Source organism: Marmoricola sp. URHA0025 HA25, assembly GCF_054059435.1.
Genome location: NZ_JBSSCD010000001.1, coordinates 1,118,728 through 1,144,095 on the forward strand (window position 1 = coordinate 1,118,728; position 25,368 = coordinate 1,144,095).

Genomic DNA, 25,368 nt, shown 5'->3' on the forward strand with positions numbered 1-25,368 from the left:
TCAACCACCGGGTGTGAGCAGCTCGTAGGCCGCTCCGTCGTGCATGCCGTCGCGGACGATCACCGAGCGGTGCTCGGTGCCGGTCTCGGCGAACCCGGCCCGCTCGAGCACGCGGCGTGAGGCGAGGTTGTCGACGGCGACGGTCGCGTGGACGCGGTGCAGGCCAAGGCCGCCGTCATCGGGGTCGATGAAGGCGTGCCTGCAGGCCATCCGGACGGCCTCGGTCATCGCCCCGCGGCCGCGTGCCTCGGGGTGCGACCAGTAGCCGATCTCGGCCATCCCCTCGGCCAGGTGCATCAGCGAGACCGTGCCGAGGAGCACGTCGCTCGCGGGGTCGGCGAGCATCCAGTGCAGGTCGGTGCCGGCGGCCATCCCGTCGGACCGGTGCACCAGGAAGTCCGCGGCCATCTCGAGGGTGTACGGGTCCGGGATCCGGCCCAGCCAGTACGCCGTGACCGGGTCGGTCGCGCCCTCGTGCATCCGGTCCAGGTCGTCGGCCCGGTGCATCCGCAGCCGCACCCGTTCGCCCTCGATCCGCGGGACGTCGAGCCAGGGCGTCCGCGACTCGCGTGCGTCGCCGGCGCAGAGGCTGCCCACCCAGGCGTCGACCCGGCCGTCCCGGTTGCGCAGCCAGCGCCGGACGGTGCCGTCGCACGAGAAGCCGACCTTCCAGGCGAGGCGGCGCGACGCCCAGTTCCCCGACTCGGCCCACCAGATCACCGTGTCCAGCTCGCGGCCGCCGTCCCGGGCGGGCGAGAAGCCCCAGTCCAGGAGCAGCCTCAGGGCCCGCTCCATCACGCCACTCCCCCGCGCCCACGGGTGGGAGCCGTAGGCGATCTCGGCCCGGCCCTCGCCCTCGCTGCGCAGGCTCACGGTGCCGGCGTACCGGGCCGCGCCGTCGTCCACGGCCTCGACGGCGAAGCCCCACTCCTGTTCGGCCGCCCACCCGCCGGGCATCACGTCGCGCACGAACCGCCGGGCGTCCTCCCGGTCGTAGGGATCCGGGACCTTCGTCCAGCGCCAGCTGAGCGGGTCACGGCTCTGCTCGACGATCGCGTCGACGTCGGCGTCGCGGTGCGCCCGCAGGGTGACCACGCCGTCCGTGAGCGTCGGGACACGGGCGAGGGCCATGCGCGCACCCTGCCAAGGCAGCGAAGCCGGCACAAGCGCCTTTCAGCGGGCGACCGGGACGGGAGTCGAGTGCCCAGCGGAGTCCAGCGCCACCAGCACGGGATCTTCGAAGGTGCCGCCGCGTGCGAGCACGCGGTCGCCCGCGGCCACCAGCGTGTCGGCCCTGGTCGGGTTCGGCACCTCGGTGAAACGGGTCCAGCTGGCATCGGTGCTGCGGTAAAGGTGCTCACCGGCGGGCGTGACCACGTAGAGCGTGCCGCCGGAGGTGGCCGCCATCGAGTCGACGTACCTGAAAGGCAGGTCGGACTGGTGCAGGTCGGTCCAGGTGGCGCCGCCGTCCGCCGTGACTGCGAGGTCGGCGACCGGCAGGACGGTCGCTCCGTCGAAGCCGGACAGCGCGGCGACGTGGTCCCCGCTGGTGGCGAGGTAGCCGGGAAGTGAGTCGTGCGTGTCGGTCGACGTCATCAGGTGCTGCTTCCACGGCGAGGCCGGCGACAGGGTCTTGCTCCAGACCATCGGCAGGTCGTGGCCGCGTTCGCGCATCGCCCAGATCGAGCCGTCACCGGCCACCGACGCCTGCACCCAGTTGCCGAGGTCGGGAGTGGTGGCGAGCTGCCATGCGGTCGCGGTCCGCGGGTCCACCAAGAGCGCCTGACGGACCTGCACGAACACGTCACCCGGGGCCACCGTGCCGGAGCCGACTCTCTGGATCTGTCGCACCTGCCCCTGCTCGTCGACCACGATGCCGAGCCTGTGCCAGGACCCGATGACGAAACCGCCGGTGCCGGCCTGCACGGACGGGTTGTCTTCCTTCACCAGCCCCTGGGTCACGTGGCCGCCGACCTGGAGCTGCCAGGCGGAGTCGCAGTCGGTCTCGCCAGCGGCGGAGCAGGCCCGCCAGACCGTCAGGAGTGACCCGTCCGCCCCACCGGCGTAGGAGAGGAGGCCGCCCGTCCCGACGATCCGGGCGGCGTCGGCCGCGGCCGGCGCCGCCGTGCGGCCCGCGCTCGGCGAGGGCTTCGCCGGTTGCGGTGCCGAGCCGGTTTCGCCGTTGCCGAAGAGGGCGCCTCCGGCCACGGCAGCCACCACAGCCGCCGTGCCTGCGGCCGTGCCGAGGACGGTCCGGCGACGCCGCCGCCGCGCCCGCCCGAGGACCTCCTCGAACGGCGGCGGCTCGGTCGCCCGCGCGACCGGCGTGGCGAGGTCGGGGAAGGGGAGCTCAGGCATGGTGCGCCTCCGTCGTGGTCTCGTCGATGCGCAGCCGCGCCGCGAGCGCGGCCCGGCCACGGGCGAGGCGGGCCTTCACCGTCCCGCTGGGCACCCCGAGGGTCGTGGCCACCTCGTGGACCGGGAGGCCGGCAAGGTGGTGCAGCGCGATCGCCTCCCGCTGGGCGGCGGGGAGCCGGCGCAGGGCCGCGACCAGGTCGAGCCGCGCAGCGTCGTCCTCGAGGGGAAGCTGGTCGGCGACGAGGTCGGGAAGGAGTCCCGCGAGCCGGCGCACGCGGCGCCAGCGGCTCCGGGCCAGGTTCACCGCCACGGTCCGCAGCCAGGCCTCCGGGTTGTCCGCAGCCAGCAGCGTGCGCGCGTGGTTGACCGCGCGCGCGAAGGCCTCCTGGACGACGTCCTCGGCCTCCTCGCGGCTCCCGGTGAAGGCGGTGAGCTGGCCGACCAAGCGCGCGTACGACGCGTCGTACAGCTCGCGGACGAAGTCCTCGCCGTGCATGGAGCCCCCTCGTCCGGATCCCTGGCCTTCACACCTACGACTCACGAGGGCTGGGTTTGGTTGCACCAGCGTGTCATCGATCGGCCCGATGGGTCCGGCGACCCGGCGGCTGGAACAATGACCGCATGCCCGACGCTCCCACCGCTCGCCCTCGCGTCCTGTCCGGGATCCAGCCGACCTCGGACTCCTACCACCTGGGCAACTACATCGGCGCGGTGCGGCAGTGGGTGGCGCTCCAGGACGACTTCGAGCCGTTCTTCTTCATCGCCGACCAGCACGCGATCACCGTCGAGCACGACCCGAAGGCGCTGCGTGAGCGGACGCTGGCCGCTGCGGCCCAGCTGCTGGCCGCGGGCGTCGACCCGGAGCGGAGCGCGATCTTCGTCCAGTCCCACCTGCCCGAGCACGCCCAGCTCGGCTGGGTGATGGAGTGCCTGACCGGCTTCGGCGAGGCCCGCCGGATGACCCAGTTCAAGGACAAGTCCGCCAAGGGCGGCGAGGGCGCGTCGTCGGTGGGGCTGTTCGCCTACCCGATGCTGATGGCCGCCGACATCCTGCTCTACCGGCCGCAGTACGTCCCGGTCGGGGAGGACCAGCGCCAGCACCTCGAGCTGACCCGCGACCTCGCGCAGCGGTTCAACCACCGCTACAAGAAGACGTTCCGGCTGCCGGAGCCCTACATCCTCAAGGAGACCGCGAAGATCTTCGACCTCCAGGAGCCGACCAGCAAGATGTCGAAGACCGGCTCGGCACCGGGCGGGATCATCGAGCTCCTCGACGAGCCCCGGGTCTCGGCAAAGAAGATCCGGTCCGCGGTGACCGACTCCGAGACCGAGGTGCGCTTCGACGAGGCGGCCAAGCCGGGAGTGTCGAACCTGCTCACCATCTACTCCGCCCTGACCGGCCGCAGCATCGACGACCTCGAGAAGGCCTACGCCGGCAAGGGGTACGGCGACTTCAAGGGCGACCTGGCCGAGGTCGTCGTCGAGTTCGTGACCCCGTTCAGGTCGCGCACCCGGGAGCTGCTCGAGGACCGGGCCGAGCTGGACGCCGTGCTCAGCCGCGGTGCCGAGCGGGCGCGCGAGGTCGCCTCGCGGACGCTCGCGGACGTGTACGAGCGGGTCGGCTTCCTCCCGGCGCAGGCCTAGCCGTGCCGACGATCGGCGTCTCCATCCCCGTACCCGACCCGTACGGCTGCGCGCTGCAGGACTTCCGCGTCTCGCTGGGCGACGAGTCTGCAGAGCACATCCCGACCCACATCACGCTGGTGCCGCCGGCCGTGGTGCCCGACGAGTCGCTCGGGGACATCGAGGCCCACCTGGCCGGCGCGGCGGCCTGCCTCGAGCCGTTCCGGGTGCGGCTGCGGGGGACCGGCACGTTCCGTCCGGTCTCGCCCGTCGTGTTCGTCGGGGTGGTCGAGGGCATCGCCGGCTGCGAGATGCTCGCCGCGGCGACCCGTCAGGGCCCGCTCGCGATGGAGGCCAGCTTCCCCTACCACCCGCACGTGACGGTGGCCCACGACCTGACCGACGACCGGCTCGACCGGGCGTTCGCGGAGCTGGCCGACTACGAGGCCGGCTTCGAGGTCGACGAGTTCTGGCTCTACAAGCACGACGAACGCCACGGGTGGCGTCCGTCGAAGGCCTTCCAGCTCGGTCGCTGAAGGGTGTAGGTGGGGGGCGGGCACGAGGGAGGAGGCCCGCCCCCCACCTGGCTCATTGGGTGGGCGTGAACAGCCGGACCGTGTAGACGGACTTGAAGTGCTTCGAGGAGCCCCTGCGGTGGATGTTCTTCACGACGACGCGGTACGACGCCGACTTGTCGAACCCCGCCGGCATCTGCCAGACCACCGTCGGCATCGCGTAGCCGTTCTCGACCGCGTACTTGTGCACCGACAGGCGGCCCGAGGGGCCGTAGACGTGGATCTTGGCCTTGGCGAAGCTGATGTTGCGGCGACCGGCGCTCAGTGACCAGCGCCCGTCGGGCTCGATCGCGTTCGGGAAGTAGCCCGCGGTCGGCCAGCCGACATAGCGGGGGTTCGGCCGGCCGGCGCTCGTGGGCCCGATCACGGTGAGCGCGTTGGCCGTGCTGGTGCTGCCGATCCCCACCTGCGTGGTGAACGGGTTGAGCACCCAGCGGCGGTGGCCGACGGCGGCATTGGTGCTGCCCGGGTCGTCCATGTAGAGGTCGATGATCTGGCCGGCCGTGATCGCCGGGTAGGACAGCGCCAGGTTGGACCGGTGGGCGGACGCTGCGCCTGCGGAGCTGTAGCACTTCCAGCTCGACGGCGGCTCGTGGCTCAGGGTGCCGTTGGCCGACATCATCAGCGCCGCCTGCTGGGCCCCGGCGCTCAGGCTCGGGGACTCGGTCACCGGTGCGAGACCGGCGAGCGACCGCACGTAGTTCATCGCCGACAGCGTCGCGGCGTTGGTGGACGCCGAGGTCAGGCCGGCCAGGCAGCCCAGGAGGCTGCCACCGAGCCAGCCGATCGGCAGCGCCTGCACCGACGCGTACTGGTCCCAGTACGCCGCGTTCACGGCGGCGACGCTGCGGGTGTCGATCGCCCCGGACCACCGGGCGGTGACGCTCGCGTCCGACGTCCGGGCATCAGCTGGCGCGGCCTGCAGGACAAGGCCCACCACCAGCGTGGCAATGACGGTCACCAGGCCTAGGCCGGTGCCGAACCGCTTCGTGTTCTCCCTCACGAGAAGAACGATAAGCCCCAAATGTCCGATTTGACCAGATAATCGGGAAGGTCTGTTATGAAAACTTTATACGGGTTTGATCAGTCTGGTCTAGTCCGGAGCGGCACCAGACCGTACCAGTGCTCAGTGGCCGTGCTGCAGGGCCCTCCTCAGGTCGTGGTTGAGCTGCGAGATCACGTCCAGCGGGATCTCCTTGGGGCAGGCCGCGGTGCACTCGCCGATGTTCGTGCAGCCGCCGAAGCCCTCGTGGTCGTGCTGGGCGACCATGCTGACCACCCGGTTGTCCCGCTCGGCCTGTCCCTGCGGCAGCTCGCCGAGGTGGGTGATCTTCGCGCCCATGAACAAGGAGGCGGACCCGTTGGGGCAGGCCGCCACGCACGCGCCGCAGCCGATGCAGGTCGCCACGTCGAAGGCGCGGTCGGCGGCCTCCTTGGGCACCTGGATGGAGTGGGCCTCGGGCGCCGAGCCGGTGTTCACCGAGATGTAGCCGCCCTGCTGGATGATCCGGTCGAAGGCGCCGCGGTCGACGCAGAGGTCCTTGACGACCGGGAACGCGTCGGCGCGCCAGGGCTCGATGGTGATCTCGTCACCGTCCTTGAACGACCGCATGTGCAGCTGGCAGGTGGTGGTCACCTCGGGCCCGTGCGGCTCGCCGTTGATCATCAGGCCGCACATGCCGCAGATGCCCTCGCGACAGTCGGAGTCGAAGGCGATCGGCTCCTCGTCGCGGGCGTTGAGCTGCTCGTTGAGCACGTCGAGCATCTCGAGGAAGGACATGTCGGTGGAGACGTCGTCGACCTCGTAGGTGTGCATCGCGCCGGCGGCGTCGGCGTTCGGCTGCCGCCAGATCTTCAGGGTGACTCTCATTATTTGTAGCTCCGCTGCTTCATCTCGATGGCCGTGTAGACGAGGTCTTCCTTGTGCAGGACGGGGGTGCCCATGGCGTCCGTGCCGGGGTCGCCGGCGTACTCCCAGGCGGCGACGTAGGCGTAGAGGTCGTCGTGGCGCAGGGCCTCGCCGTCCTCGGTCTGCGACTCCCCGCGGAAGTGGCCGCCGCAGGACTCGCGCCGGTTGAGCGCGTCGATGCACATCAGCTCCCCGAGCTCGAGGAAGTCGGCCACGCGGCCCGCCTTCTCGAGGCTCTGGTTGAGGCTGTCGGCGCTGCCCAGCACCTTGACGTTGCGGTGGAAGTCGTCGCGCAGGGTGCGGATGAGGTCGATCGCCTTCTTCAGGCCGTCCTCCGTGCGCTCCATTCCGCAGTACTCCCACATGATGTTGCCCAGCTCGCGGTGGTAGGAGTCCACGCTGCGGGTGCCGTTCACGGTCAGGTAGTGCTCGATCCGCTCCTGCACGGAGGCACGCGCCTCGACCACCGCGGGGTGGTCGTCGGGCACCGGCTCGAAGGGACCGTCGGCCAGGTAGTCGCGGATCGTGTGCGGCAGGACGAAGTAGCCGTCGGCGAGACCCTGCATCAGCGCCGAGGCGCCGAGGCGATTGGCGCCGTGGTCGGAGAAGTTCGCCTCGCCGGTGACGAACAGCCCCGGGATCGTCGACTGCAGGTCGTAGTCGACCCAGAGCCCGCCCATGACGTAGTGCACCGCCGGGTAGATCCGCATCGGCACGTCGTACGGGTTCTCACCGGTGATCCGGTAGTACATGTCGAAGAGGTTCCCGTACTTCTCCTCGACGGCGTCGCGCCCGAGCCGCGCGATCGCGTCGGCGAAGTCCAGGTAGACGCCCCGGCGTACGCCGTCGACCTCGGGCCCGACGCCGCGGCCGTCGTCGCACTGGTACTTCGCGGCGCGCGAGGCGATGTCGCGGGGGACCAGGTTGCCGAAGCTGGGGTAGATCCGCTCCAGGTAGTAGTCGCGGGCCCCCTCGGGGATCTCCCGCGGGTCCTTGGCGCAGTCGGACTTGTTCTTCGGCACCCAGATCCGGCCGTCGTTGCGCAGCGACTCGCTCATCAACGTGAGCTTGGACTGGTGTGCCCCGGAGACCGGGATGCAGGTCGGGTGGATCTGGGTGTAGCAGGGATTCGCCATGTACGCGCCCTTGCGGTGCGCCCGCCAGCTCGCCGTGACGTTGGAGCCCATCGCGTTGGTGGAGAGGTAGAAGACGTTGCCGTAGCCACCGCTGGCCAGCACCACCACGTCGGCGAGGTGGGTCTGGATCTCGCCGGTGACCATGTCGCGGGCGATGATGCCGCGGGCCCGCTTCTGGCCGGCCCCGTCGTCGACGACGATCAGCTCGAGCATCTCGTGCCGCGTGTACGTCGTGACGGTGCCCGCGTGGACCTGCCTCTCGAGCGCCTGGTAGGCGCCGATGAGCAGCTGCTGGCCGGTCTGCCCGCGGGCGTAGAACGTCCGCGAGACCTGCACGCCGCCGAAGGAGCGGTTGTCCAGCAGGCCGCCGTACTCCCGCGCGAACGGGACGCCCTGGGCGACGCACTGGTCGATGATGTTCGTGCTGACCTCGGCCAGCCGGTAGACGTTCGCCTCCCGGGAGCGGTAGTCGCCGCCCTTGACGGTGTCGTAGAAGAGGCGGTGGACGGAGTCGCCGTCCTCCTTGTAGTTCTTGGCGGCGTTGATGCCGCCCTGTGCCGCGATCGAGTGCGCCCGGCGGGGGGAGTCCTGGTAGCAGAACGACTTCACGTTGTAGCCGGCCTCGCCGAGGGTGGCGGCCGCCGAGGCGCCGGCCAGGCCGGTGCCGACGATGATGATGGAGAGCTTGCGGCGGTTGGCCGGGTTGACCAGGCGCGCCTCGAACTTGCGGGTGCCCCACCGCTCGTCGATCGGGCCGCCGGGTGCCTTCGTGTCCACCAGGGGATCGCCGGGGACGTAGTAGCCGACGGCGTCGTCGCTCTCCCCGGGTGCGGGCTCGTGGTACGAGGGGTCGGACGTGAGGGTGGTGTCCGGCATGTCGGTCATGCTGCGTGGCCTCTCATGGGGGCTGCCGTTACTTGGAGATGACGCCGGCGAGGACGAAGATCGGGACGATCGAGAAGCCGACCGTGACCACGAGCGCGACCGTCAGGGCGAGCCGCTTGGCCCGGGCCCGTGCACGCGCGGTGCTGGTCAGGCCCAGCGTCTGCATCGCGCTCCAGGTGCCGTGGTGCAGGTGGGCGCCGAGCATGGCCATCGCCACCAGGTAGATCAGCGTGAGCCACCAGGTGTCGAACGTGTCGACCAGCAGGTTGTAGGGGTCGTTCGTCGGTCCGCCCTCGACGTTGACCTTGCCGACGGTGAAGTTCAGCAGGTGCCAGATGATGAACAGCAGGATCGTCACGCCGCCCCAGCGCATCAGCCGGCTCGCGAAGATCGCGCCGGTGTGCTTCTTGACCTGGTAGCGCACGGTGCGGGCCCGGCGGGCGCGCTTCCAGAGTGCGGCAGCCGACGCGACGTGCACCACCAGCGCGGCGATCAGCACCGCGCGGATGATCCAGAGGGCGCCGGCGTACGGGAGGATCGGCGTGCCCATGGTGCGCAGGTGCTCGGCGTACTCGTCGAACGCGTCGTGGCCGGCGAACGCCTTGAGGTTGCCGTACATGTGTGCCAGGACGAAGGCGACGAAGACCAGGCCGCTGGTGGCCATCAGGATCTTGAGGTAGATCGTGGTCCGCGCGGCGCGCGCGCCGGTGACCAGGGTCGCGCCGGAAGTGCGGTGGGAAGTCTGGATTGCCACGATCGCCACCGTATCCCGACCTCGACCCCTCCAGATCGGCCCGAGGACGTGAGGAATCCCACGCGCGTCCCCTTCCCACTCAGGGTGATTCCCGCCATAGTCGGACCCGTTGTCAGGGAACCCGCCGGTTCCCCTGGATGAGTTACGGAGGTGGCGATGGCGTCCACGACCGGCCGTCAGGCTGGCGGGGTCATGGGACCGACGCGAGCGCAGATCGAGGCCAGGACGCTCCGCAACGACCGGTGGTGGCTGGCGCCCGCGACGACCTTCGTCGTGTTCGCCGCGTTCGTCGTCTTCGCGACGTACCGGGCGTTCGTCGGCAAGTACTTCTACGCCGACCCGTACATGTCGCCGTTCTTCTCCCCGTGCGTCACCCACGCCTGCAACGACAAGACGACCCTCCCGGTCATCGCCGACTGGTGGCGGCTCTCCCCGGCGCTGGTGATCCTGATCTTCCCGCTCGGCTTCCGGATGACCTGCTACTACTACCGCAAGGCCTACTACCGGTCGTTCTGGCTGTCGCCGCCGGCGTGCGCCGTCGCCGAACCCCACGGTGGCTACTCCGGCGAGACGCGGCTGCCGTTGCTGCTGAACAACCTGCACCGCTACTTCTGGTACGGCGCCGTCGTGGTCGCGAGCTTCCTGACCTGGGAGACGATCCTCGCGTTCGGGCCGGCGAAGGGCGAGTCCTCCGGCATCCACATGGGCCTGGGCACCGTGCTCTTCGTGGTGAACTCCGCGCTGATCTGGATGTACACCCTGTCGTGCCACTCCTGCAGGCACATCACCGGCGGGCGGCTCCGGCACTTCAGCAAGCACCCGGTGCGCTACCGCCTGTGGACCTGGGTCTCGAAGGAGAACGCCCGGCACGCCCTGTGGGCCTGGCTCTCGCTGTTCTCCGTCGCCGCCGTGGACCTCTACGTCTACCTGCTGGCGCACGGCACCATCACCGACCCGAGGTTCTTCTGATGACGCAGCGCCACCCCATGACCGGCAACGAGATGTCCGCCGAGGCCGCCGGCGGCATCGAGCGGCACCAGTACGACGTCGTGGTGATCGGGGCCGGCGGGGCCGGGCTTCGCGCCGCGATCGCGGCCCACGAGGCCGGCGCGCGGACCGCCATCGTCTGCAAGTCGCTGCTCGGCAAGGCGCACACCGTGATGGCCGAGGGCGGCATCGCGGCGTCGATGGGCAACGTCTACCCGGAGGACAACTGGGAGGTGCACTTCCGCGACACCATGCGTGGCGGGAAGATGCTCAACAACTGGCGGATGGCCCAGCTGCACGCGCAGGAGGCACCCGAGCGGGTCATGGAGCTCGAGGACTGGGGAGCACTCTTCGACCGCACCGCCGACGGCCTGATCTCCCAGCGTGACTTCGGCGGCCACAAGTACGCCCGCCTCGCCCACGTCGGCGACCGCACCGGCCTGGAGATGATCCGCACCCTCCAGCAGCGGGCCGTGGCCCTGGGCATCGACGTGTTCATGGAGTGCACCGTCACCGAGCTGCTGCTCGGCCCCGGTGATCGAGCCGAGTCTTCTGGTGATCGAGCCCAGTCGAGATCCGTGGCCGGTGCCTTCGGCTACTGGCGCGAGACCGGCCGCTTCGTGGTCTTCGAGGCGCCTTCGGTCATCCTCGCGACCGGCGGCATCGGCAAGTCCTTCAAGGTCACCTCGAACTCCTGGGAGTACACCGGCGACGGCCATGCCCTCGCGCTGCGCGCCGGTGCCTCGCTGATCAACATGGAGTTCGTCCAGTTCCACCCGACCGGCATGGTCTGGCCGCCGTCGGTGAAGGGGCTGCTGGTCACCGAGTCGGTGCGCGGCGACGGCGGCATCCTGAAGAACTCCGAGGGCAAGCGGTTCATGTTCGACTACATCCCGGACTTCTTCAAGGCCGAGACGGCGGACACGATCGAGGAGGCCGACCGGTGGTACGACGACAAGAAGAACAACCGCCGGCCCCCTGAGCTGCTGCCGCGTGACGAGGTCGCCCGGGCGATCAACTCCGAGATCAAGGCCGGGCGTGGCTCACCGCACGGTGGCGTGTTCCTCGACATCGCGTCGCGGCGGACGCCCGAGTTCATCAAGCGCCGGCTGCCGTCGATGTACCACCAGTTCAAGGAGCTGGCCGACGTCGACATCACCGCCGAGCCGATGGAGATCGGGCCGACCTGCCACTACGTGATGGGCGGCATCGAGGTGGACGCCGACACCGAGCAGAGCCTGGTGGCGGGCCTGTACGCCGTCGGGGAGTGCTCGGGCGGCATGCACGGCTCCAACCGGCTGGGCGGCAACTCGCTCTCCGACCTGCTGGTCTTCGGGCGACGGGCCGGTGAGGCGGCGGCGTCGTACGCGGACGGCCTGGGGGAGGTCCGGCCGGCGGTGGTCGAGGACGAGGTCAAGGAGGCGCAGCAGAGCGCGCTGGCCCCGTTCGAGGTGCAGGGCGGCGAGAACCCGTACACGATCCAGTCCGACCTGCAGCAGTCGATGAACGACCTGGTCGGGATCATCCGCACCGCCGACGAGCTCCAGCAGGCGCTGGAGCGGCTCGACGCGCTCAAGCAGCGGGCCCGGTCGATGGTCGTGGAGGGCCACCGGCAGTACAACCCCGGCTGGCACCTGGCCCTGGACCTGCGCAACATGCTGCTGGTCTCCGAGAGCATCGCCCGCGCCGCGCTCCAGCGCCAGGAGTCCCGGGGCGGCCACACCCGCGACGACTTCCCCGGTCCCGACCCGGAGTGGGGAGCCAAGAACCTCGTGGTCCGCCTCGACGACACCGGAGAGGGCGTCACGCTGGCCGAGCAGCCGCTGCCGCAGATGCCCGACGACCTGAAGAAGTACTTCGAATAGGAGCCCGGCATGTCCTACGACCTGAAGATGCGCGTCTGGCGCGGCGACCAGTCCGGGGGAGAGCTCGGCGACTACACCGTCGAGGTCTCCGAGGGCGAGGTCGTCCTGGACGCGATCCACCGGCTCCAGGCGACCCAGGCGGGCGACCTGGCGGTCCGGTGGAACTGCAAGGCCGGCAAGTGCGGCTCGTGCAGCGCGGAGATCAACGGCAAGCCGCGGCTGCTGTGCATGACCCGGCTCTCGGACTTCGAGCCCGAGGAGACCATCACGGTCACGCCGATGAGGACCTTCCCGGTGATCCGGGACCTCGTCACCGACGTTTCCTTCAACTACGAGAAGGCCAAGGAGCTGCCCTCGGTCGAGCTCGGCCCCCGCGACGCCGACGGCAAGCGCCGGATGATGCAGGTCGACGTGGAGCGCGGGCAGGAGTTCCGCAAGTGCATCGAGTGCTTCCTCTGCCAGAACACCTGCCACGTCGTGCGCGACCACGAGGAGAACAAGCAGGCGTTCTCGGGCCCGCGGTTCTTCCTGCGGTACGCCGAGCTGGACATGCACCCGCTCGACACCAAGGACCGCCGGGCGAGCGCCCAGGACACCGCCGGCATCGGCCTGTGCAACATCACCAAGTGCTGCACCGAGGTCTGCCCGGAGAACATCAAGATCACCGACAACGCGATCATCCCCATGAAGGAGCGCGTCGTGGATCGCAAGTTCGACCCCTTGGTGTGGCTGGGCAACCGGATCGGGATCCGCAACAAGGACAACGACGGGCGCGAGGAGCTCTAGCCACCGCCGGTGGTTGAGCCTGTCGAGACCTCCGGACAGCGCTGGGCTCGGACCACGAGCTCACCGACGCAGCGCCAATTCATCCCCATGAAGGAGCGCGTCGTGGATCGCAAGTTCGACCCCTTGGTGTGGCTGGGCAACCGGATCGGGATCCGCAACAAGGACAACGACGGGCGCGAGGAGCTCTAGCGACCCCCGACCTGAGTACCCCGACTCAGGCGCCCCGCACCGGCTCTCCGTCAGGCTGAGGTCATGAACGAGACGAGTGCCTTCCGCCGTACGGCGGCCACCCTGACCATCGGCTCCTTCTCGCTGGCCGCGCTGATGGGCATCGTCGCGCTGCTCGCGGGCGGGTCCTTCGGCGAGGGCGAGGCCCGGGTCCTGCTCACCACGCTGATCGTCGGCTGCGCGAGCATCTGCGTGCTCTGCTACCTCGCCACCGCCGGCACGCGCTGGGCTGCGGTCGGTGTTGCGGGTGCCGTCGTGCTCGTGCTCCCGGTCGTCACGTCGCTGTCGCTGGTGTGGCTCGACTGGGACCTCTTCGACAGCGACTCCGAGGGAACCCTGAAGGCCTTCGGTGTCGGCGTCGTGGGCGCCGTGACGCTGGCCCAGGTCTGCCTGCTCCTGGCACTGGCCGGGGCCCGGAGCTCGCTCGGGCTCGTGCTCTGGCCGACGATCGGGCTGGCCGTCCTGCTCGCGGTGGTGGTCAGCGGGCTGATCCTGGGCGAGTCGGGTCCCGACGACCTGTGGCGGCTGATCGGGGTCCTCGCGATCCTGGACGTGCTCGGGACCCTGGTCACGATCGCGCTCGCGAAGTTCGGTGGCCGCCGCGAACCGGACGCGCCGAACCGCGCGCCTGGCTCCCTGCTGCGCGTCGACCTCGCCGGTGCCCGCGCCGCCGCCATCGACGAGCTGTCCCGCAGGACCGGCCGCCCGCCGGCCGATCTGGTCGCCGAGGCGGTCGACCGGTACGTCCAGGGTGTCGGCCCCGGAGCAACTGACGCGGAGCGCGGTCGCTGAGAGATCTCCCACACGTGCGGGCCGTTCTCATGGTCCGCGCGCGACACCTATCCTGCAGATCATGACCTCACCGGAGGACCAAGGGGGTCCAGTCGCGCTCGCGTCCGGCTCCGTGCACACGCGCGCGGACTGGGAGAAGATCGCCGCGGCCGTGCTGCGCAGGTCCGGGCGGTTGACCGCGGACGACCCGGACGAGCTGGCCTGGGAGAAGCTCGGTCGCCGGACGCTCGACGGCATCGCGGTGACGCCGCTCGGCACGCCTGACCTGGTCGACGACCTCGAGACCGCGGGGCGTCCGGACCGGGTCGGCGAGTGGGACGTGCGCGCGTGGTTCGCCGACCCCGACCCGAAGGCCACGGCCGCCGACGTCCAGACGGACCTCGAGAACGGCGTCACCTCGGTCTGGCTCCAGGTGGGTGCGGGCGGCGTACCGGTCGAGGACCTCGGTACGGCGCTGGCCGGCGTGCTCCTCGACGTGGCGCCGGTTGTGCTCGACGCGTCCGACCCCGTCGCCGCCGCCCGGGCTTTCGCCGGGTTCGCGGGGGAGTCGGCACGCTCGACCGCCGGACTGGCCGACGGCACCAACCTCGGCGCCGACCCCCTGGGCGCGCTCGTCCGGGGGACCTCGTCAGGCTCGACGACCCGAAGCTCGACCGGTTGGGACGACACTGTCACCTCGGTGGCGCGGATCGCGGGCGACCTGGGCTGCCTCGCCCTCGTGGTCGACGGGACCGCCGTGCACGACCTGGGAGCGTCCGACGTCCAGGAGCTGGCGTGGACGCTCGCTGCCGGGGCGGCGTACCTCCGCGTGCTCGTCGCCGGAGGTCACAGCGTCGAGGAGGCGGCCGCGCTCCTGGAGTTCCGCTACGCCGCCACCGACGACCAGTTCGCCACCATCGCGAAGCTGCGCGCCGCCCGCCGCCTGTGGGCGCGGATGCTCGAGCTCAGCGGGGTCGACACAGCGTCACCGACCGCGTGCCGGCAGCGTCAGCACGTCGTCACCTCGCGTCCGATGATGACCAGGTACGACCCCTGGGTGAACATGCTGCGCACCTGCGTGGCCGCGTTCGCCGCCGGCGTCGGCGGGGCGGACGCGGTGACGGTGCTGCCCTTCGACCTCCGGCTCGGGCTTCCGCAGGCGTTCGGCCGCCGGATCGCCCGCAACACCTCCGCGCTGCTCGTGCACGAGTCGCACGTCGCCCGGGTCACCGACCCGGCGGGTGGTGCCTACGCCATCGAGAAGCTCACCGACGACCTGGCCGTCGCGGCCTGGGAGGAGCTCGGGCGGATCGACGGGGCTGAATTCGAGGGGCACGGCGGTGCCGAGGCCGCCGTGCGCGACGGTTCGCTGGCGGAGCGCATCGAGTCGGTCGTCCGCGAGCGGGACGCCCAGATCGCCCGGCGGAAGCGCCCGATCACGGGTCTCTCGGAGTTCCCCAACCTCGCCGAGACGGTGCCCGAGCGACGTCCGTACGCCGAAGGAGCCGTGCCGGTGCGACCCTACGGCCGCGCCTTCGAGGAGCTGCGCGACGAGCCGGCCGAGGGCAAGGTGTTCCTGGCCACGATGGGCACGGTCGCGGCGCACACGGCACGGGCGACGTTCGCGAGCAACCTCTTCGCCGCCGGAGGCGTCGCGGTGGTGAACCCGGGACGCGCGGACGACGTGGCCGCCGTGCTCGCGGCGTACACCGGGCCGCAGGGCGGCCAGCCCGTCGTGTGCCTCACCGGCGCGGACTCCTCCTACGCCGCGTGGGGGGCCGAGCTGGTCGCCGCGCTGCGCGAGGCCGGTGCGCGCTGGGTGATCCTGGCCGGCAAGCTCGATCCGTCCTGGGGGGCGGAGGTCGACGACACCTGCGCGGCCGGAGTGGACGCGCTGGACTTCCTGCGCCGGACGAGGGAGCAGCTTCGATGAGCGTGCCGGACAGCTTCGCGGGCCTCTCCCTCGAGGGGGCCTCGGTCTCGACGGGGTCGACCACCGGCGGAGCAGAGCCGTGGGAGAGCCCCGAGGGCATCCCGGTGCTCCCGGTCTACGGTCCCGAGCACCTCGACGGCCTCGACGCCCTGGACACCTGGCCCGGGCTCAGCCCGTTCCTGCGGGGTCCGTACCCGACGATGTACACCACCCAGCCCTGGACGATCCGCCAGTACGCCGGGTTCTCGACCGCCGAGGAGTCCAACGCGTTCTACCGGCGCAACCTGGCGGCCGGGCAGAAGGGCCTGTCGGTCGCGTTCGACCTGGCCACGCACCGCGGCTACGACTCCGACCACCCGCGGGTGCGCGGTGACGTCGGCATGGCGGGTGTGGCGATCGACTCGATCTACGACGCACGCACGCTCTTCGACGGCATCCCGCTCGACGAGATGTCGGTCTCGATGACGATGAACGGCGCGGTGCTGCCGGTGCTGGCGCTCTACATCGTCGCGGCGGAGGAGCAGGGGGTGAAGCCGGAGCAGCTCACGGGGACGATCCAGAACGACATCCTCAAGGAGTTCATGGTCCGCAACACCTACATCTACCCGCCGGCGCCGAGCATGCGGATCATCTCCGACATCTTCGCCTACACGGCGGCGAAGATGCCGCGGTTCAACTCGATCTCGATCTCCGGCTACCACATCCAGGAGGCAGGGGCGACCAACGACCTCGAGCTCGCGTACACGTTGGCCGACGGCGTGGAGTACATCCGCGCGGGCCTGGCCGCCGGTCTCGACATCGACGCGTTCGCGCCGCGCCTGAGCTTCTTCTGGGCGATCGGGATGAACTTCTTCATGGAGGTCGCGAAGATGCGCGCGGCCCGCGCCCTGTGGGCGCGCCTCGTGCGCGACTTCGACCCGAAGAACGAGAAGTCGCTGTCGCTGCGCACCCACAGCCAGACGTCGGGCTGGTCGCTGACCGCACAGGACGTGTTCAACAACGTCCAGCGGACCTGCATCGAGGCGATGGCGGCCACCCAGGGCCACACGCAGTCTTTGCACACCAACGCGCTCGACGAGGCGATCGCGCTGCCGACCGACTTCTCGGCCCGGATCGCGCGCAACACCCAGCTGCTGCTCCAGCAGGAGTCGGGCACCACCGGCACGATCGACCCGTGGGCCGGGTCGTACTACGTCGAGCGGCTGACCCACGACCTGGCCACCCGCGCCTGGGCGCACATCCAGGAGGCCGAGGCCGCCGGCGGCATGACGAAGGCGATCGAGCAGGGCATCCCCAAGATGCGCATCGAGGAGGCCGCCGCCCGCACCCAGGCGCGGATCGACGCAGGTGCCCAGAAGCTGATCGGGGTGAACACCTACCGCCTGGCCGACGAGGACCCGCTCGACGTGCTCAGGGTCGACAACGACCAGGTCTACAAGCAGCAGATCGCCAAGCTGGAGCGGCTCCGGGCCGAGCGCGACCAGGGTGAGGTCGATCGTGCGCTGGCCGCGCTCACCGCCTCCGCCGCCGAGGGCGCAGTCAACGGCTCGCTGGACGGCAACCTGCTCGCGCTGGCGGTCGACGCTGCGCGCGCGAAGGCGACGGTCGGCGAGATCTCCGACGCGCTGGAGAAGGTCTACGGCCGGCACCAGGCGGTGATCCGTACGATCTCGGGTGTGTACAAGCGCGAGGCGGGCTCGAACGAGGTCGTCGCGAAGGTCCTCGACGCGACCGCGAAGTTCGCCGAGGACGAGGGTCGCCGCCCGCGCATCCTGGTCGCCAAGATGGGCCAGGACGGCCACGACCGCGGCCAGAAGGTCATCGTCAGCGCGTTCGCCGACCTCGGCTTCGACGTCGACGTGGGACCTCTCTTCAGCACTCCGGAGGAGGTCGCGCAGCAGGCGGTCGACGCCGACGTGCACGTCGTCGGGGTGAACTCCCTGGCTGCGGGCCACCTCACCCTGGTGCCGGCGCTCAAGCAGGCGCTCGCCGACCTGGGGCGCGGAGACATCATGGTGGTCGTGGGCGGAGTCATCCCGCCCGACGACGTGCCGGTGCTCAAGGAGATCGGTGCCGAGGCGGTGTTCCTGCCCGGGACGGTGATCGCGGAGTCGGCACTCGAGCTCCTCGACAAGCTGTCGGCCCGGCTCGGTCACTGAGCGACCGGAGGTCGAGCGTGTCGAGTCCCGAGCCTGTCGAGACCCTGGTCGCCGGGGTCCGGGCGGGGGAGCGTGCGGCGGTCAGTCGGGCGATCACGCTGGTGGAGAGCTCGCGCTCCGACCACCGCGCCCTCGCCCGCGAGCTCCTGACCGAGCTGAGCGACACCTCCACCAAGGCGGTCCGGGTCGGCATCTCCGGCGTGCCGGGAGTGGGCAAGTCGACGTTCATCGAGTCGCTCGGTACCCACCTGACCGCGGCCGGCCACCGGGTCGGCGTCCTGGCCGTCGACCCGTCGAGCGTGCGCACCGGCGGCTCCGTGCTCGGCGACAAGACCAGGATGTCGAAGCTCTCCGCGGACCCCGCGGCGTACATCCGCCCCTCGCCCGCGGCCGGCACGCTGGGGGGTGTCGCCCGGGCGACCTCGCAGGCGATGCTCGTGCTCGAGGCGTCGGGGTACGACGTGGTGCTCGTCGAGACGGTCGGGGTCGGCCAGTCGGAGGTGACCGTCGCGGGGATGGTCGACACCTTCCTGTTCCTCACCCTCGCCCGGACCGGTGACCAGCTGCAGGGCATCAAGAAGGGCATCCTCGAGATCGCCGACGTGATCGCGGTCAACAAGGCCGACGGCGACCGGGAGGTCGAGGCACGCTCCGCCGCCCGCGAGCTCTCCGGTGCCCTCCGGATGGTGTACGCCGGCGGGAAGAGCTGGGTGCCGCCCGTGCTCACCTGCTCGGGCCTCGAGGGCCGCGACGTCGACAAGGTCTGGCAGCGGGTGCTCGCCCACCGTGAGTTCCTCGGCGACGACGGCCTGGCCCGCAAGCGTGCCGAGCAGCAGCTCGAGTTCACCTGGGCGCTCGTGCGCGACGAGCTGGCCGAGCGGCTGCGCCGGTCACCCGGTGTGGCAGCGATCCGCGAGGAGATCCGTGGGGCGGTGCTGTCGGGCGACCTGGCCGCGCCGGTCGCGGCGGACCGCCTCCTCAACGCCTACGACAAGGACGCCCACCGGTAACCTTGACCCTTGTGTCCGCCGACTCCCCTCTCACGCCGAGTGAACTGACGCTGGGTGCGAGCGCCCGCGTCGACGAGCTCAGTGCCGAGCTGGTCGAGCTCCGCAGGGACCTGCACGCCCATCCCGAGCTCTCGTGGCACGAGGAGCGCACCACCGGCCTGGTCGCCAAGCGGCTCGCCGAGGCCGGCGTGGTCACCCGCCAGCTGGGCAGCACCGGCCTGATGGCCGACATCGGCACGAACCCCGGGCCGGTGATCGCGCTGCGTGCCGACCTGGACGCACTTCCTGTGGTCGACCTGACCGGGGACCCCTGGCGCAGCACCATCGACGGGGTCGCGCACGCGTGCGGCCACGACGTGCACACGGCGGGCCTGGTCGGCGCGGGCCTGGCCCTCGAGTCGGTCGCCGCGGAGCTGCCGGGCAGGGTGCGGCTGGTCTTCCAGCCGGCCGAGGAGATCATGCCGGGCGGTGCGCTGATGTCGGTGAAGGCCGGCGCGCTCGACGGCGTCCAGAGGATCTTCGGGCTGCACTGCGACCCGGGCGTCGACGTCGGGCAGCTCGGGCTGCGGGAGGGTCCGCTCACCGGCGCCGCGGACTCCCTGGACGTCCGCCTCACCGGCAAGGGCGGGCACACGTCGCGGCCCCACCTCACCGAGGACCTCACCTTCGCCCTCGGCAAGCTCGTCACCGAGCTGCCTGCCGTGCTCTCGCGCAGGCTCGACCCGCGTGCCGGCGTCAGTGTGGTCTGGGGCCTGGTCCGGGCGGGATCGGCGATGAACGTGATCCCGGCGATCGGCCGCGCGGCCGGCACGGTCCGGATGCTCGACGCGGTCGCCTGGGGAGACGCCGAGCAGCTCGTGCGCGAGACGGTCAGCCAGATCGTGGAGCCGTACGGCGTGACGCCGGAGGTCATCTACGTCCGCGGCGTGCCGCCGGTGATCAACGACCACGCGTCCACGATGCTGCTGGCGCACGCGATCGAGGCGGTCGTGGGCGATGCGGGTCACGTCTCGACGACCCAGAGCCTGGGTGGCGAGGACTTCGCATGGTTCCTCGAGCACGTGCCCGGCGCGATGGCTCGCCTGGGCACCCGCACGCCCGGCGGGCCGACGTACGACCTGCACCAGGGTGATCTGCGCGTCGACGAGGGCGCGGTGCCGATCGCGGCCAAGGTGCTCGCCGCGGCTGCGATCGCGGCCCTCCACGCCCGCTGACCCGCCGCACGCTAGCCCGCTTGGTCACGACCTGCTAACGAACCGGCGATTGGCCCGATTCCACTACTCGCGGGAGCGGGGCCCGACTAGGGTGCCGGTGGATCGGCGCCGTGTCCTTACGGTGCGAACACAACCAAGGAGGACATCTTGCGCAGGTTGAGCAAGATCGGTGTCGCCCTTGCGGTCGTCTCGCTGATGATCAGCGGCTGCGGCAGCAACAACGACGACAAGAGCAGTGACGGCAAGACGAGCAGCGGCAAGGCCACCATCAAGGTGGGCATGGCCTACGACATCGGTGGGCGTGGCGACCAGTCGTTCAACGACGCTGCTGCAGCCGGCCTGGACAAGGCCAAGACGGACTTCGGCGTCAAGGCCAGTGAGTCCGAGGCCTCGCCCGACGAGGCAGAGGCAGCCAAGGAGGACCGGCTGGTCCAGCTGGCCGAGGGCGGCTACAACCCGGTCATCGCGGTGGGCTTCGCCTACGCCGACGCCGTCAAGGCCGTCGCACCGCAGTACCCCGACGTGAACTTCGGTCTGATCGACAGCACCGACACCACCGGCCCCAACGTCGCCAACCTCGTCTTCGCCGAGGAGCAGGGCTCCTTCCTCGTCGGCGCGGCTGCGGCGCTGAAGTCGAAGACCGGCACCATCGGCTTCGTGGGCGGTGTCGACGTGCCGCTGATCCACAAGTTCGAGGCGGGCTACACGGCCGGCGCCAAGGCGGCCAACCCGAACATCGTGATCAAGTCGCAGTACCTGACCTCCCCTCCGGACTTCACCGGGTTCAACGACCCGGCCAAGGGCAAGACCGCGGCCGAGGGCATGCTCGACGCCAAGGCTGACGTGATCTACGCGGCGGCCGGCGGTTCCGGCGGCGGCGTGTTCGAGGCCGTGAAGGCGGCCGGCGCGAAGGCCATCGGCGTGGACTCCGACCAGGCGAAGACGGCCGACCCCAAGGTCGCCGACGTCATCATGACCTCGATGCTCAAGAAGGTCGACGTCGCGGTCTACAACTTCATCAAGAGCGCCAAGGACGGCTCGCCGTTGACCGGCACGCAGATCTTCGACCTCAAGGCCGGCGGTGTGGACTACTCCACGACCGGTGGTCAGGTCGACGACATCAAGTCGAAGCTGGACGACTACAAGCAGCAGATCATCGACGGCAAGATCACGGTGCCGAAGGAGTAACTGCTCTGCCTCTGTGAGCCCGGGCCGGACGCGCGGTAGCGTTCGTCCCGGGCTCACGAGTTCCCGTCGTGCTCAGCTGAGGGAGGGTTCGACCATCGACGACAACGAGGCGGTCGGCACAGCCGGCGGGACGGCTGTCGGCGCGACCGATGCGGCCGTCCGGCTCACGGGCATCGGCAAGCGCTTCCCGGGCGTGATCGCCAACGACGACGTCAACCTGACCGTGCGGCGCGGCACCGTCCACGCCCTCGTCGGCGAGAACGGCGCCGGCAAGTCGACCCTCATGAAGATCCTGTACGGCGTCCAGCGACCCGACTCCGGGACCATCGAGGTCGACGGGGCCGAGGTGACCTTCCACTCGCCCTCGGACGCGATCGCCGCCGGCATCGGCATGGTCTTCCAGCACTTCATGCTGGCCGACAACCTCACCGTCCTCGAGAACGTCGTCCTCGGTGCCGAGAAGCTGCACGGCAGCGGCGACCGGGCGCGCGACCGGATCCACGAGCTGGCCCGCGCCTACGGCTTCGACGTCGATCCCGACCGGCTGATCGACGACCTCGGTGTCGGCGACCGCCAGCGCGTGGAGATCCTCAAGGTGCTCTACCGCGGCGCGAAGACGATCATCCTCGACGAGCCGACCGCGGTGCTGGTGCCGCACGAGGTCGACGAGCTCTTCGAGAACCTGCGTGGGCTCAAGGCCGAGGGCCTGACGGTGCTGTTCATCTCGCACAAGCTCGACGAGGTGCTCACCGTGGCCGACGACGTCACCGTGATGCGGCGAGGCACCACCATCGCGACCGTCGACCCGAAGCAGACGACGGCCCGCCAGCTCGCCGAGCTGATGGTCGGCTCCGAGCTTCCCTCGCCCAGCACCGAGACCTCGACGGTCACCGACGAGGTGCTCCTGTCGGTGCGCGACATGAGCCTGCCGGACACCCACGGCGGGCGCGACCTGCTCAGCGGGATCTCGCTGACCATCCACCGCGGTGAGGTGCTCGGCATCGCCGGCGTGGAGGGCAACGGCCAGGCAGAGCTGGTCGAGGCGATCATGGGGATGCGGAGGGCCACCGGCTCGATCACCCTGGGCGACGAGGACATCACCCACTGGACCACTGCCCGGCGTCGTGAGGCCGGCATCGGCTACATCCCCGAGGACCGCCAGCGCCACGGCCTGCTGCTGGACGCGCCGATCTGGGAGAACCGCGTGCTCGGCCACCAGACCCGCGAGCCCAACGTCGCCGGACCGCTCATCGACCGCAAGGCTGCCCGTGCCGACACCGAGCGGATCGTCGCGGCGTACGACGTGCGCACCCCGTCGATCGACACGACTGCGCGGGCGCTGTCCGGCGGCAACCAGCAGAAGCTGATCGTCGGGCGCGAGATGAGCAGCCAGCCGATCGTGCTGATCGCCGCCCACCCCACACGAGGGATCGACGTCGGCGCCCAGGCCGCCATCTGGGACCACATCAAGGAGGCCCGGCGGCGCGGCCTCGCCGTGCTGCTGATCTCGGCCGACCTCGACGAGCTGATCGGCCTGTCCGACACCATCGAGGTGATGCTCCGCGGCCAGCTGGTCGCCCGGATGGACCCCCAGACGGTGACCCCGCAGGAGCTCGGGTCGGCGATGACCGGGGCGGCGGTGTCGTCATGAAGCTCGACCTCCGACGTGCCGCCACCACGCTCGCCGCGCCCGTCCTGGCGCTTCTCTTCGCGATGCTGGTCACGACGCTGATCCTGCTGGCCGCCGGCGACCCGGTCCTCGACGTCTGGCGGGTGCTGTTCTCGCGGCCGAAGGCGCGCAACGTCGTCAACATCATCAACAACGGCGCGATCCTCTACCTGTCCGGCCTGGCAGCAGCGATCGGGTTCCGGATGAACATGTTCAACATCGGCGTGGACGGGCAGTACCGCGTCGCCGCGTTCGCCGCGGCGTACATCGCCGGCGAGGCCTGGCTCCCCGGCGCCCTCAACATCGTCCTCGCGATCGTGGCCGCGATGCTCGCGGGTGCGATGTGGGCCGGCATCGCCGGGCTGCTCAAGGTCACCCGCGGGGTCAGCGAGGTGATCTCGACGATCATGCTCAACGCGATCGCGACGTACCTGGTGTCCTACTTCCTCAACAAGGTCGCGGTGAAGGGGAGCAACAACATCCACACCAAGGACATCCCGCTCAGCAGCCAGCTCGCCGGGCTCGACTTCGTCCCGGGTGCCGTGAACCGCGTCTTCACGCTCTCGCTGCTCGCGGTCGTCGCCGGCATCGTCTTCTGGGTGCTGCTCAGCCGGACCACGTTCGGCTTCAACCTCCGCGCCACCGGCATGTCCGAGAGCGCGGCGATCGCGAGCGGCGTCAACGTCAAGCGGATGGTGGTCTACACGATGCTGATCAGCGGCGCGGTCGCCGGCCTGATCGGGATGCCGCTGCTGTTCGGCGCGTACCACAACTACGGCGTGACCTTCCAGTCCGGCCTGGGCTTCGCCGGCATCGCGGTCGCGCTCCTCGGCCGCAACAGCGCCGTCGGGATCGCCTTCGGCGCGGCTCTCTTCGCCTACCTCAACGAGCAGGCCAACGCGCTGCAGATCACCGCCAACGTCTCCAACGACATCGTCAGCATCATCCAGGGCGTGATCGTGCTCTCGGTCGTGGTCGCCTACGAGATCGTCCGCCGCTACAACAACGCGGCCGAGCAACGACAGGTCGCCCGGCAGCTCGAGGCGGTGCCGGCATGACGACCACGACCGCTGCACCCGCGCCGGCCCCCGCGAAGCGGCCCGAGAAGTCGTTCCGGATCACCTGGCCCTGGGTGCTGCTCGGCCTGGCCGTGGCGATCCTGGCGATCTCCGTGCTCCGGGTCGTGACCGGCGCCGACGACATCGACTCCTCGGGCACCATCCGCGCCTCGATCCGGGCGGCGATGCCGATCGCCCTGGCCGGGCTCGGCGGACTGTGGTCGGAGCGCTCGGGCGTGGTCAACATCGGGCTCGAGGGCATGCTGATCATGGGCACCCTCGGCGCCGGGTTCGCCGGCTACCAGTGGGGCCTGTGGGCAGGCGTCGTCTTCGCGGTCATCTTCGGTGCGCTCGCCGGCCTGCTGCACGCGGTCGCCACGGTCACGTTCGGGGTCGACCACATCGTGTCCGGCGTCGCGATCAACGTGATCGCCGCCGGTGCCGCGCGCTACCTCGCCGGCCTGCTGTTCACCGGCAAGCCCGGCGGAGGGCCCACGCAGTCACCGGGCGTGGACGCACTGCCGACCTTCGACATCCCCGGCCTGGCCGACGCCGCGAAGAACCTCGAGGACAAGCACTGGTTCTTCGTCTCCGACGTGGCCTCGATCCTGGCCGGGTTCACCACCCGGCTGTCGCTGCTGACCCTCTTGGGGCTGGCTCTGTTCCTGCTCAGCTGGTGGGTGCTGTGGCGGACGTCGTTCGGCCTGCGGGTGCGGTCCTGCGGCGAGAGCCCCGCTGCGGCGGAGTCGCTCGGCGTCAACGTCTACCTCTACAAGTACGTCGCCGTGATCATCTCCGGCGGGCTCGCCGGGCTCGGCGGTGCCTTCCTGGTCGAGGACGCCGGCCACTACCGCGAGGGCCAGACCGGTGGGCGCGGCTACATCGGCCTGGCGTCGATGATCTTCGGCAACTGGCGTCCCGGCGGGCTGCTGTCCGGCGCCGGTCTGTTCGGCTACACCGACGCCCTGCGGCTGCGCAGCGGCACCACGTCGGTGCACGCGCTGCTGCTCGGCATCGCCGTGCTGCTGCTCGTGCTCGCGGTCTACTGGTTCATCCGGGGCCGTCGGGTCCAGGCAGCGGTCGGAGCGGGCGTCGGACTCCTGCTGCTGGTGATCTACCTGGCCACCGACGAGATCCCCGGCGACTTCACCGGCATGACGCCGTACCTCACCACGTTGGTGGTGCTGGCGTTCGCCGCCCAGCGGCTGCGAATGCCCAAGGCCGACGGCCTGCGCTATCGCAAGGGCTCGGCTGGATGAC

Annotated in this window: 21 protein-coding genes and 1 pseudogene; 15 read left to right on the forward strand and 7 right to left on the reverse strand. The window is 70.5% G+C overall.

Features of this window, described 5'->3' with window-relative positions:
* The 3 genes from ACVW00_RS05400 to ACVW00_RS05410 are packed head-to-tail and all read right to left on the reverse strand — an operon-like array spanning nt 1 to nt 2,854.
* A complete protein-coding gene (locus ACVW00_RS05400; protein WP_457109879.1) occupies nt 1–1,131 on the reverse strand; it encodes a GNAT family N-acetyltransferase in 1,131 nt (376 codons plus the stop codon).
* Between the two features lie 42 nt (nt 1,132–1,173).
* Complete coding sequence (locus ACVW00_RS05405) at nt 1,174–2,358, reverse strand: hypothetical protein (protein ID WP_457109880.1); 1,185 nt, start codon at nt 2,356–2,358, stop codon at nt 1,174–1,176.
* Nucleotides 2,351–2,854, reverse strand: a complete 504-nt coding sequence (locus ACVW00_RS05410; RefSeq protein ID WP_457109881.1) for an RNA polymerase sigma factor — start codon at nt 2,852–2,854, stop codon at nt 2,351–2,353. Before ACVW00_RS05410 ends, ACVW00_RS05405 begins: the two co-directional genes overlap by 8 nt.
* Before the next feature lie 125 nt (nt 2,855–2,979).
* Between ACVW00_RS05410 and trpS the strand changes: the two genes are divergently transcribed.
* Both trpS and ACVW00_RS05420 read left to right on the forward strand, forming a co-directional pair.
* Nucleotides 2,980–4,002 carry a tryptophan--tRNA ligase gene (trpS, locus tag ACVW00_RS05415; protein ID WP_457109882.1) on the forward strand — a complete coding sequence of 341 codons (1,023 nt, stop codon included), beginning with the start codon at nt 2,980–2,982 and terminating at the stop codon, nt 4,000–4,002.
* 2 nt (nt 4,003–4,004) lie between these two features.
* Complete coding sequence (locus tag ACVW00_RS05420) at nt 4,005–4,517, forward strand: 2'-5' RNA ligase family protein (protein WP_457109883.1); 513 nt, start codon at nt 4,005–4,007, stop codon at nt 4,515–4,517.
* A gap of 52 nt (nt 4,518–4,569) precedes the next feature.
* Here the strand turns inward: ACVW00_RS05420 and ACVW00_RS05425 are convergent, their stop codons facing one another.
* The 4 genes from ACVW00_RS05425 to ACVW00_RS05440 all read right to left on the reverse strand — a co-directional run bounded on the left by ACVW00_RS05425 (nt 4,570) and on the right by ACVW00_RS05440 (nt 9,240).
* The gene (locus tag ACVW00_RS05425; RefSeq protein WP_457109884.1) at nt 4,570–5,559 is read right to left on the reverse strand and encodes a CAP domain-containing protein; all 990 of its coding nucleotides are present in this window, start codon (nt 5,557–5,559) and stop codon (nt 4,570–4,572) included.
* Nucleotides 5,560–5,682: 123 nt separating this feature from the next.
* The gene (locus tag ACVW00_RS05430) at nt 5,683–6,426 is read right to left on the reverse strand and encodes a succinate dehydrogenase/fumarate reductase iron-sulfur subunit (protein ID WP_457109885.1); all 744 of its coding nucleotides are present in this window, start codon (nt 6,424–6,426) and stop codon (nt 5,683–5,685) included.
* On the reverse strand, nt 6,426–8,477 hold the full coding sequence (locus ACVW00_RS05435; protein ID WP_457109886.1) for a fumarate reductase/succinate dehydrogenase flavoprotein subunit: 2,052 nt from the start codon (nt 8,475–8,477) through the stop codon (nt 6,426–6,428). The genes ACVW00_RS05430 and ACVW00_RS05435 overlap by 1 nt, the downstream gene beginning before the upstream one ends.
* Before the next feature lie 37 nt (nt 8,478–8,514).
* Nucleotides 8,515–9,240, reverse strand: coding sequence for a succinate dehydrogenase cytochrome b subunit (locus ACVW00_RS05440; RefSeq protein WP_457109887.1), 726 nt, complete (start codon nt 9,238–9,240; stop codon nt 8,515–8,517).
* A gap of 192 nt (nt 9,241–9,432) precedes the next feature.
* Here ACVW00_RS05440 and ACVW00_RS05445 point away from each other — a divergent pair, with 192 nt between their 5' ends.
* The 13 genes and pseudogenes from ACVW00_RS05445 (at nt 9,433) to ACVW00_RS05505 (ending at nt 25,367) form a co-directional block, all read left to right on the forward strand.
* Complete coding sequence (locus ACVW00_RS05445; protein ID WP_457109888.1) at nt 9,433–10,209, forward strand: hypothetical protein; 777 nt, start codon at nt 9,433–9,435, stop codon at nt 10,207–10,209.
* Nucleotides 10,209–12,092 carry a fumarate reductase/succinate dehydrogenase flavoprotein subunit gene (locus ACVW00_RS05450; RefSeq protein ID WP_457109889.1) on the forward strand — a complete coding sequence of 628 codons (1,884 nt, stop codon included), beginning with the start codon at nt 10,209–10,211 and terminating at the stop codon, nt 12,090–12,092. Before ACVW00_RS05445 ends, ACVW00_RS05450 begins: the two co-directional genes overlap by 1 nt.
* 9 nt (nt 12,093–12,101) lie before the next feature.
* Complete coding sequence (locus ACVW00_RS05455) at nt 12,102–12,878, forward strand: succinate dehydrogenase/fumarate reductase iron-sulfur subunit (protein ID WP_457109890.1); 777 nt, start codon at nt 12,102–12,104, stop codon at nt 12,876–12,878.
* Between the two features lie 9 nt (nt 12,879–12,887).
* Entirely contained in the window at nt 12,888–13,067 is a 180-nt protein-coding gene (locus ACVW00_RS05460; RefSeq protein WP_457109891.1) for a hypothetical protein, read from the forward strand.
* A 63-nt stretch (nt 13,068–13,130) separates the two neighbouring features.
* Nucleotides 13,131–13,898, forward strand: a complete 768-nt coding sequence (locus ACVW00_RS05465; protein WP_457109892.1) for a hypothetical protein — start codon at nt 13,131–13,133, stop codon at nt 13,896–13,898.
* 61 nt (nt 13,899–13,959) lie between these two features.
* Complete coding sequence (locus tag ACVW00_RS05470; protein WP_457109893.1) at nt 13,960–15,810, forward strand: methylmalonyl-CoA mutase family protein; 1,851 nt, start codon at nt 13,960–13,962, stop codon at nt 15,808–15,810.
* Nucleotides 15,811–15,875: 65 nt separating this feature from the next.
* Nucleotides 15,876–17,969 (forward strand): annotated as a pseudogene (scpA, locus tag ACVW00_RS05475) (methylmalonyl-CoA mutase); the annotation flags it as partial.
* Between the two features lie 17 nt (nt 17,970–17,986).
* Nucleotides 17,987–18,979 (forward strand): methylmalonyl Co-A mutase-associated GTPase MeaB, encoded by a 993-nt coding sequence (meaB, locus tag ACVW00_RS05480; RefSeq protein WP_457109894.1) that lies wholly within the window; start codon nt 17,987–17,989, stop codon nt 18,977–18,979.
* A gap of 11 nt (nt 18,980–18,990) precedes the next feature.
* Nucleotides 18,991–20,193 carry an amidohydrolase gene (locus ACVW00_RS05485; RefSeq protein WP_457113076.1) on the forward strand — a complete coding sequence of 401 codons (1,203 nt, stop codon included), beginning with the start codon at nt 18,991–18,993 and terminating at the stop codon, nt 20,191–20,193.
* 147 nt (nt 20,194–20,340) lie between these two features.
* Nucleotides 20,341–21,381, forward strand: coding sequence for a BMP family lipoprotein (locus ACVW00_RS05490; protein WP_457109895.1), 1,041 nt, complete (start codon nt 20,341–20,343; stop codon nt 21,379–21,381).
* 13 nt (nt 21,382–21,394) lie between these two features.
* On the forward strand, nt 21,395–23,032 hold the full coding sequence (locus ACVW00_RS05495; protein ID WP_457109896.1) for an ABC transporter ATP-binding protein: 1,638 nt from the start codon (nt 21,395–21,397) through the stop codon (nt 23,030–23,032).
* Nucleotides 23,029–24,108 carry an ABC transporter permease gene (locus tag ACVW00_RS05500; protein WP_457109897.1) on the forward strand — a complete coding sequence of 360 codons (1,080 nt, stop codon included), beginning with the start codon at nt 23,029–23,031 and terminating at the stop codon, nt 24,106–24,108. The genes ACVW00_RS05495 and ACVW00_RS05500 overlap by 4 nt, the downstream gene beginning before the upstream one ends.
* Entirely contained in the window at nt 24,105–25,367 is a 1,263-nt protein-coding gene (locus ACVW00_RS05505) for an ABC transporter permease (RefSeq protein WP_457109898.1), read from the forward strand. Before ACVW00_RS05500 ends, ACVW00_RS05505 begins: the two co-directional genes overlap by 4 nt.
* Nucleotide 25,368: the final 1 nt, after the last annotated feature.

What these genes read in the sequence shown, in the direction of transcription:
- ACVW00_RS05400 (WP_457109879.1), bottom strand. Translation starts at nt 1,131, where the DNA reads ATGGCCCTCGCCCGTGTCCCGACGCTCACGGACGGCGTGGTCACCCTG.
- ACVW00_RS05405 (WP_457109880.1), bottom strand. Translation starts at nt 2,358, where the DNA reads ATGCCTGAGCTCCCCTTCCCCGACCTCGCCACGCCGGTCGCGCGGGCG.
- ACVW00_RS05410 (WP_457109881.1), bottom strand. Translation starts at nt 2,854, where the DNA reads ATGCACGGCGAGGACTTCGTCCGCGAGCTGTACGACGCGTCGTACGCG.
- trpS (WP_457109882.1), top strand. Translation starts at nt 2,980, where the DNA reads ATGCCCGACGCTCCCACCGCTCGCCCTCGCGTCCTGTCCGGGATCCAG.
- ACVW00_RS05430 (WP_457109885.1), bottom strand. Translation starts at nt 6,426, where the DNA reads ATGAGAGTCACCCTGAAGATCTGGCGGCAGCCGAACGCCGACGCCGCC.
- ACVW00_RS05435 (WP_457109886.1), bottom strand. Translation starts at nt 8,477, where the DNA reads ATGCCGGACACCACCCTCACGTCCGACCCCTCGTACCACGAGCCCGCA.
- ACVW00_RS05445 (WP_457109888.1), top strand. Translation starts at nt 9,433, where the DNA reads ATGGGACCGACGCGAGCGCAGATCGAGGCCAGGACGCTCCGCAACGAC.
- ACVW00_RS05450 (WP_457109889.1), top strand. Translation starts at nt 10,209, where the DNA reads ATGACGCAGCGCCACCCCATGACCGGCAACGAGATGTCCGCCGAGGCC.
- ACVW00_RS05455 (WP_457109890.1), top strand. Translation starts at nt 12,102, where the DNA reads ATGTCCTACGACCTGAAGATGCGCGTCTGGCGCGGCGACCAGTCCGGG.
- ACVW00_RS05465 (WP_457109892.1), top strand. Translation starts at nt 13,131, where the DNA reads ATGAACGAGACGAGTGCCTTCCGCCGTACGGCGGCCACCCTGACCATC.
- ACVW00_RS05470 (WP_457109893.1), top strand. Translation starts at nt 13,960, where the DNA reads ATGACCTCACCGGAGGACCAAGGGGGTCCAGTCGCGCTCGCGTCCGGC.
- ACVW00_RS05500 (WP_457109897.1), top strand. Translation starts at nt 23,029, where the DNA reads ATGAAGCTCGACCTCCGACGTGCCGCCACCACGCTCGCCGCGCCCGTC.
- ACVW00_RS05505 (WP_457109898.1), top strand. Translation starts at nt 24,105, where the DNA reads ATGACGACCACGACCGCTGCACCCGCGCCGGCCCCCGCGAAGCGGCCC.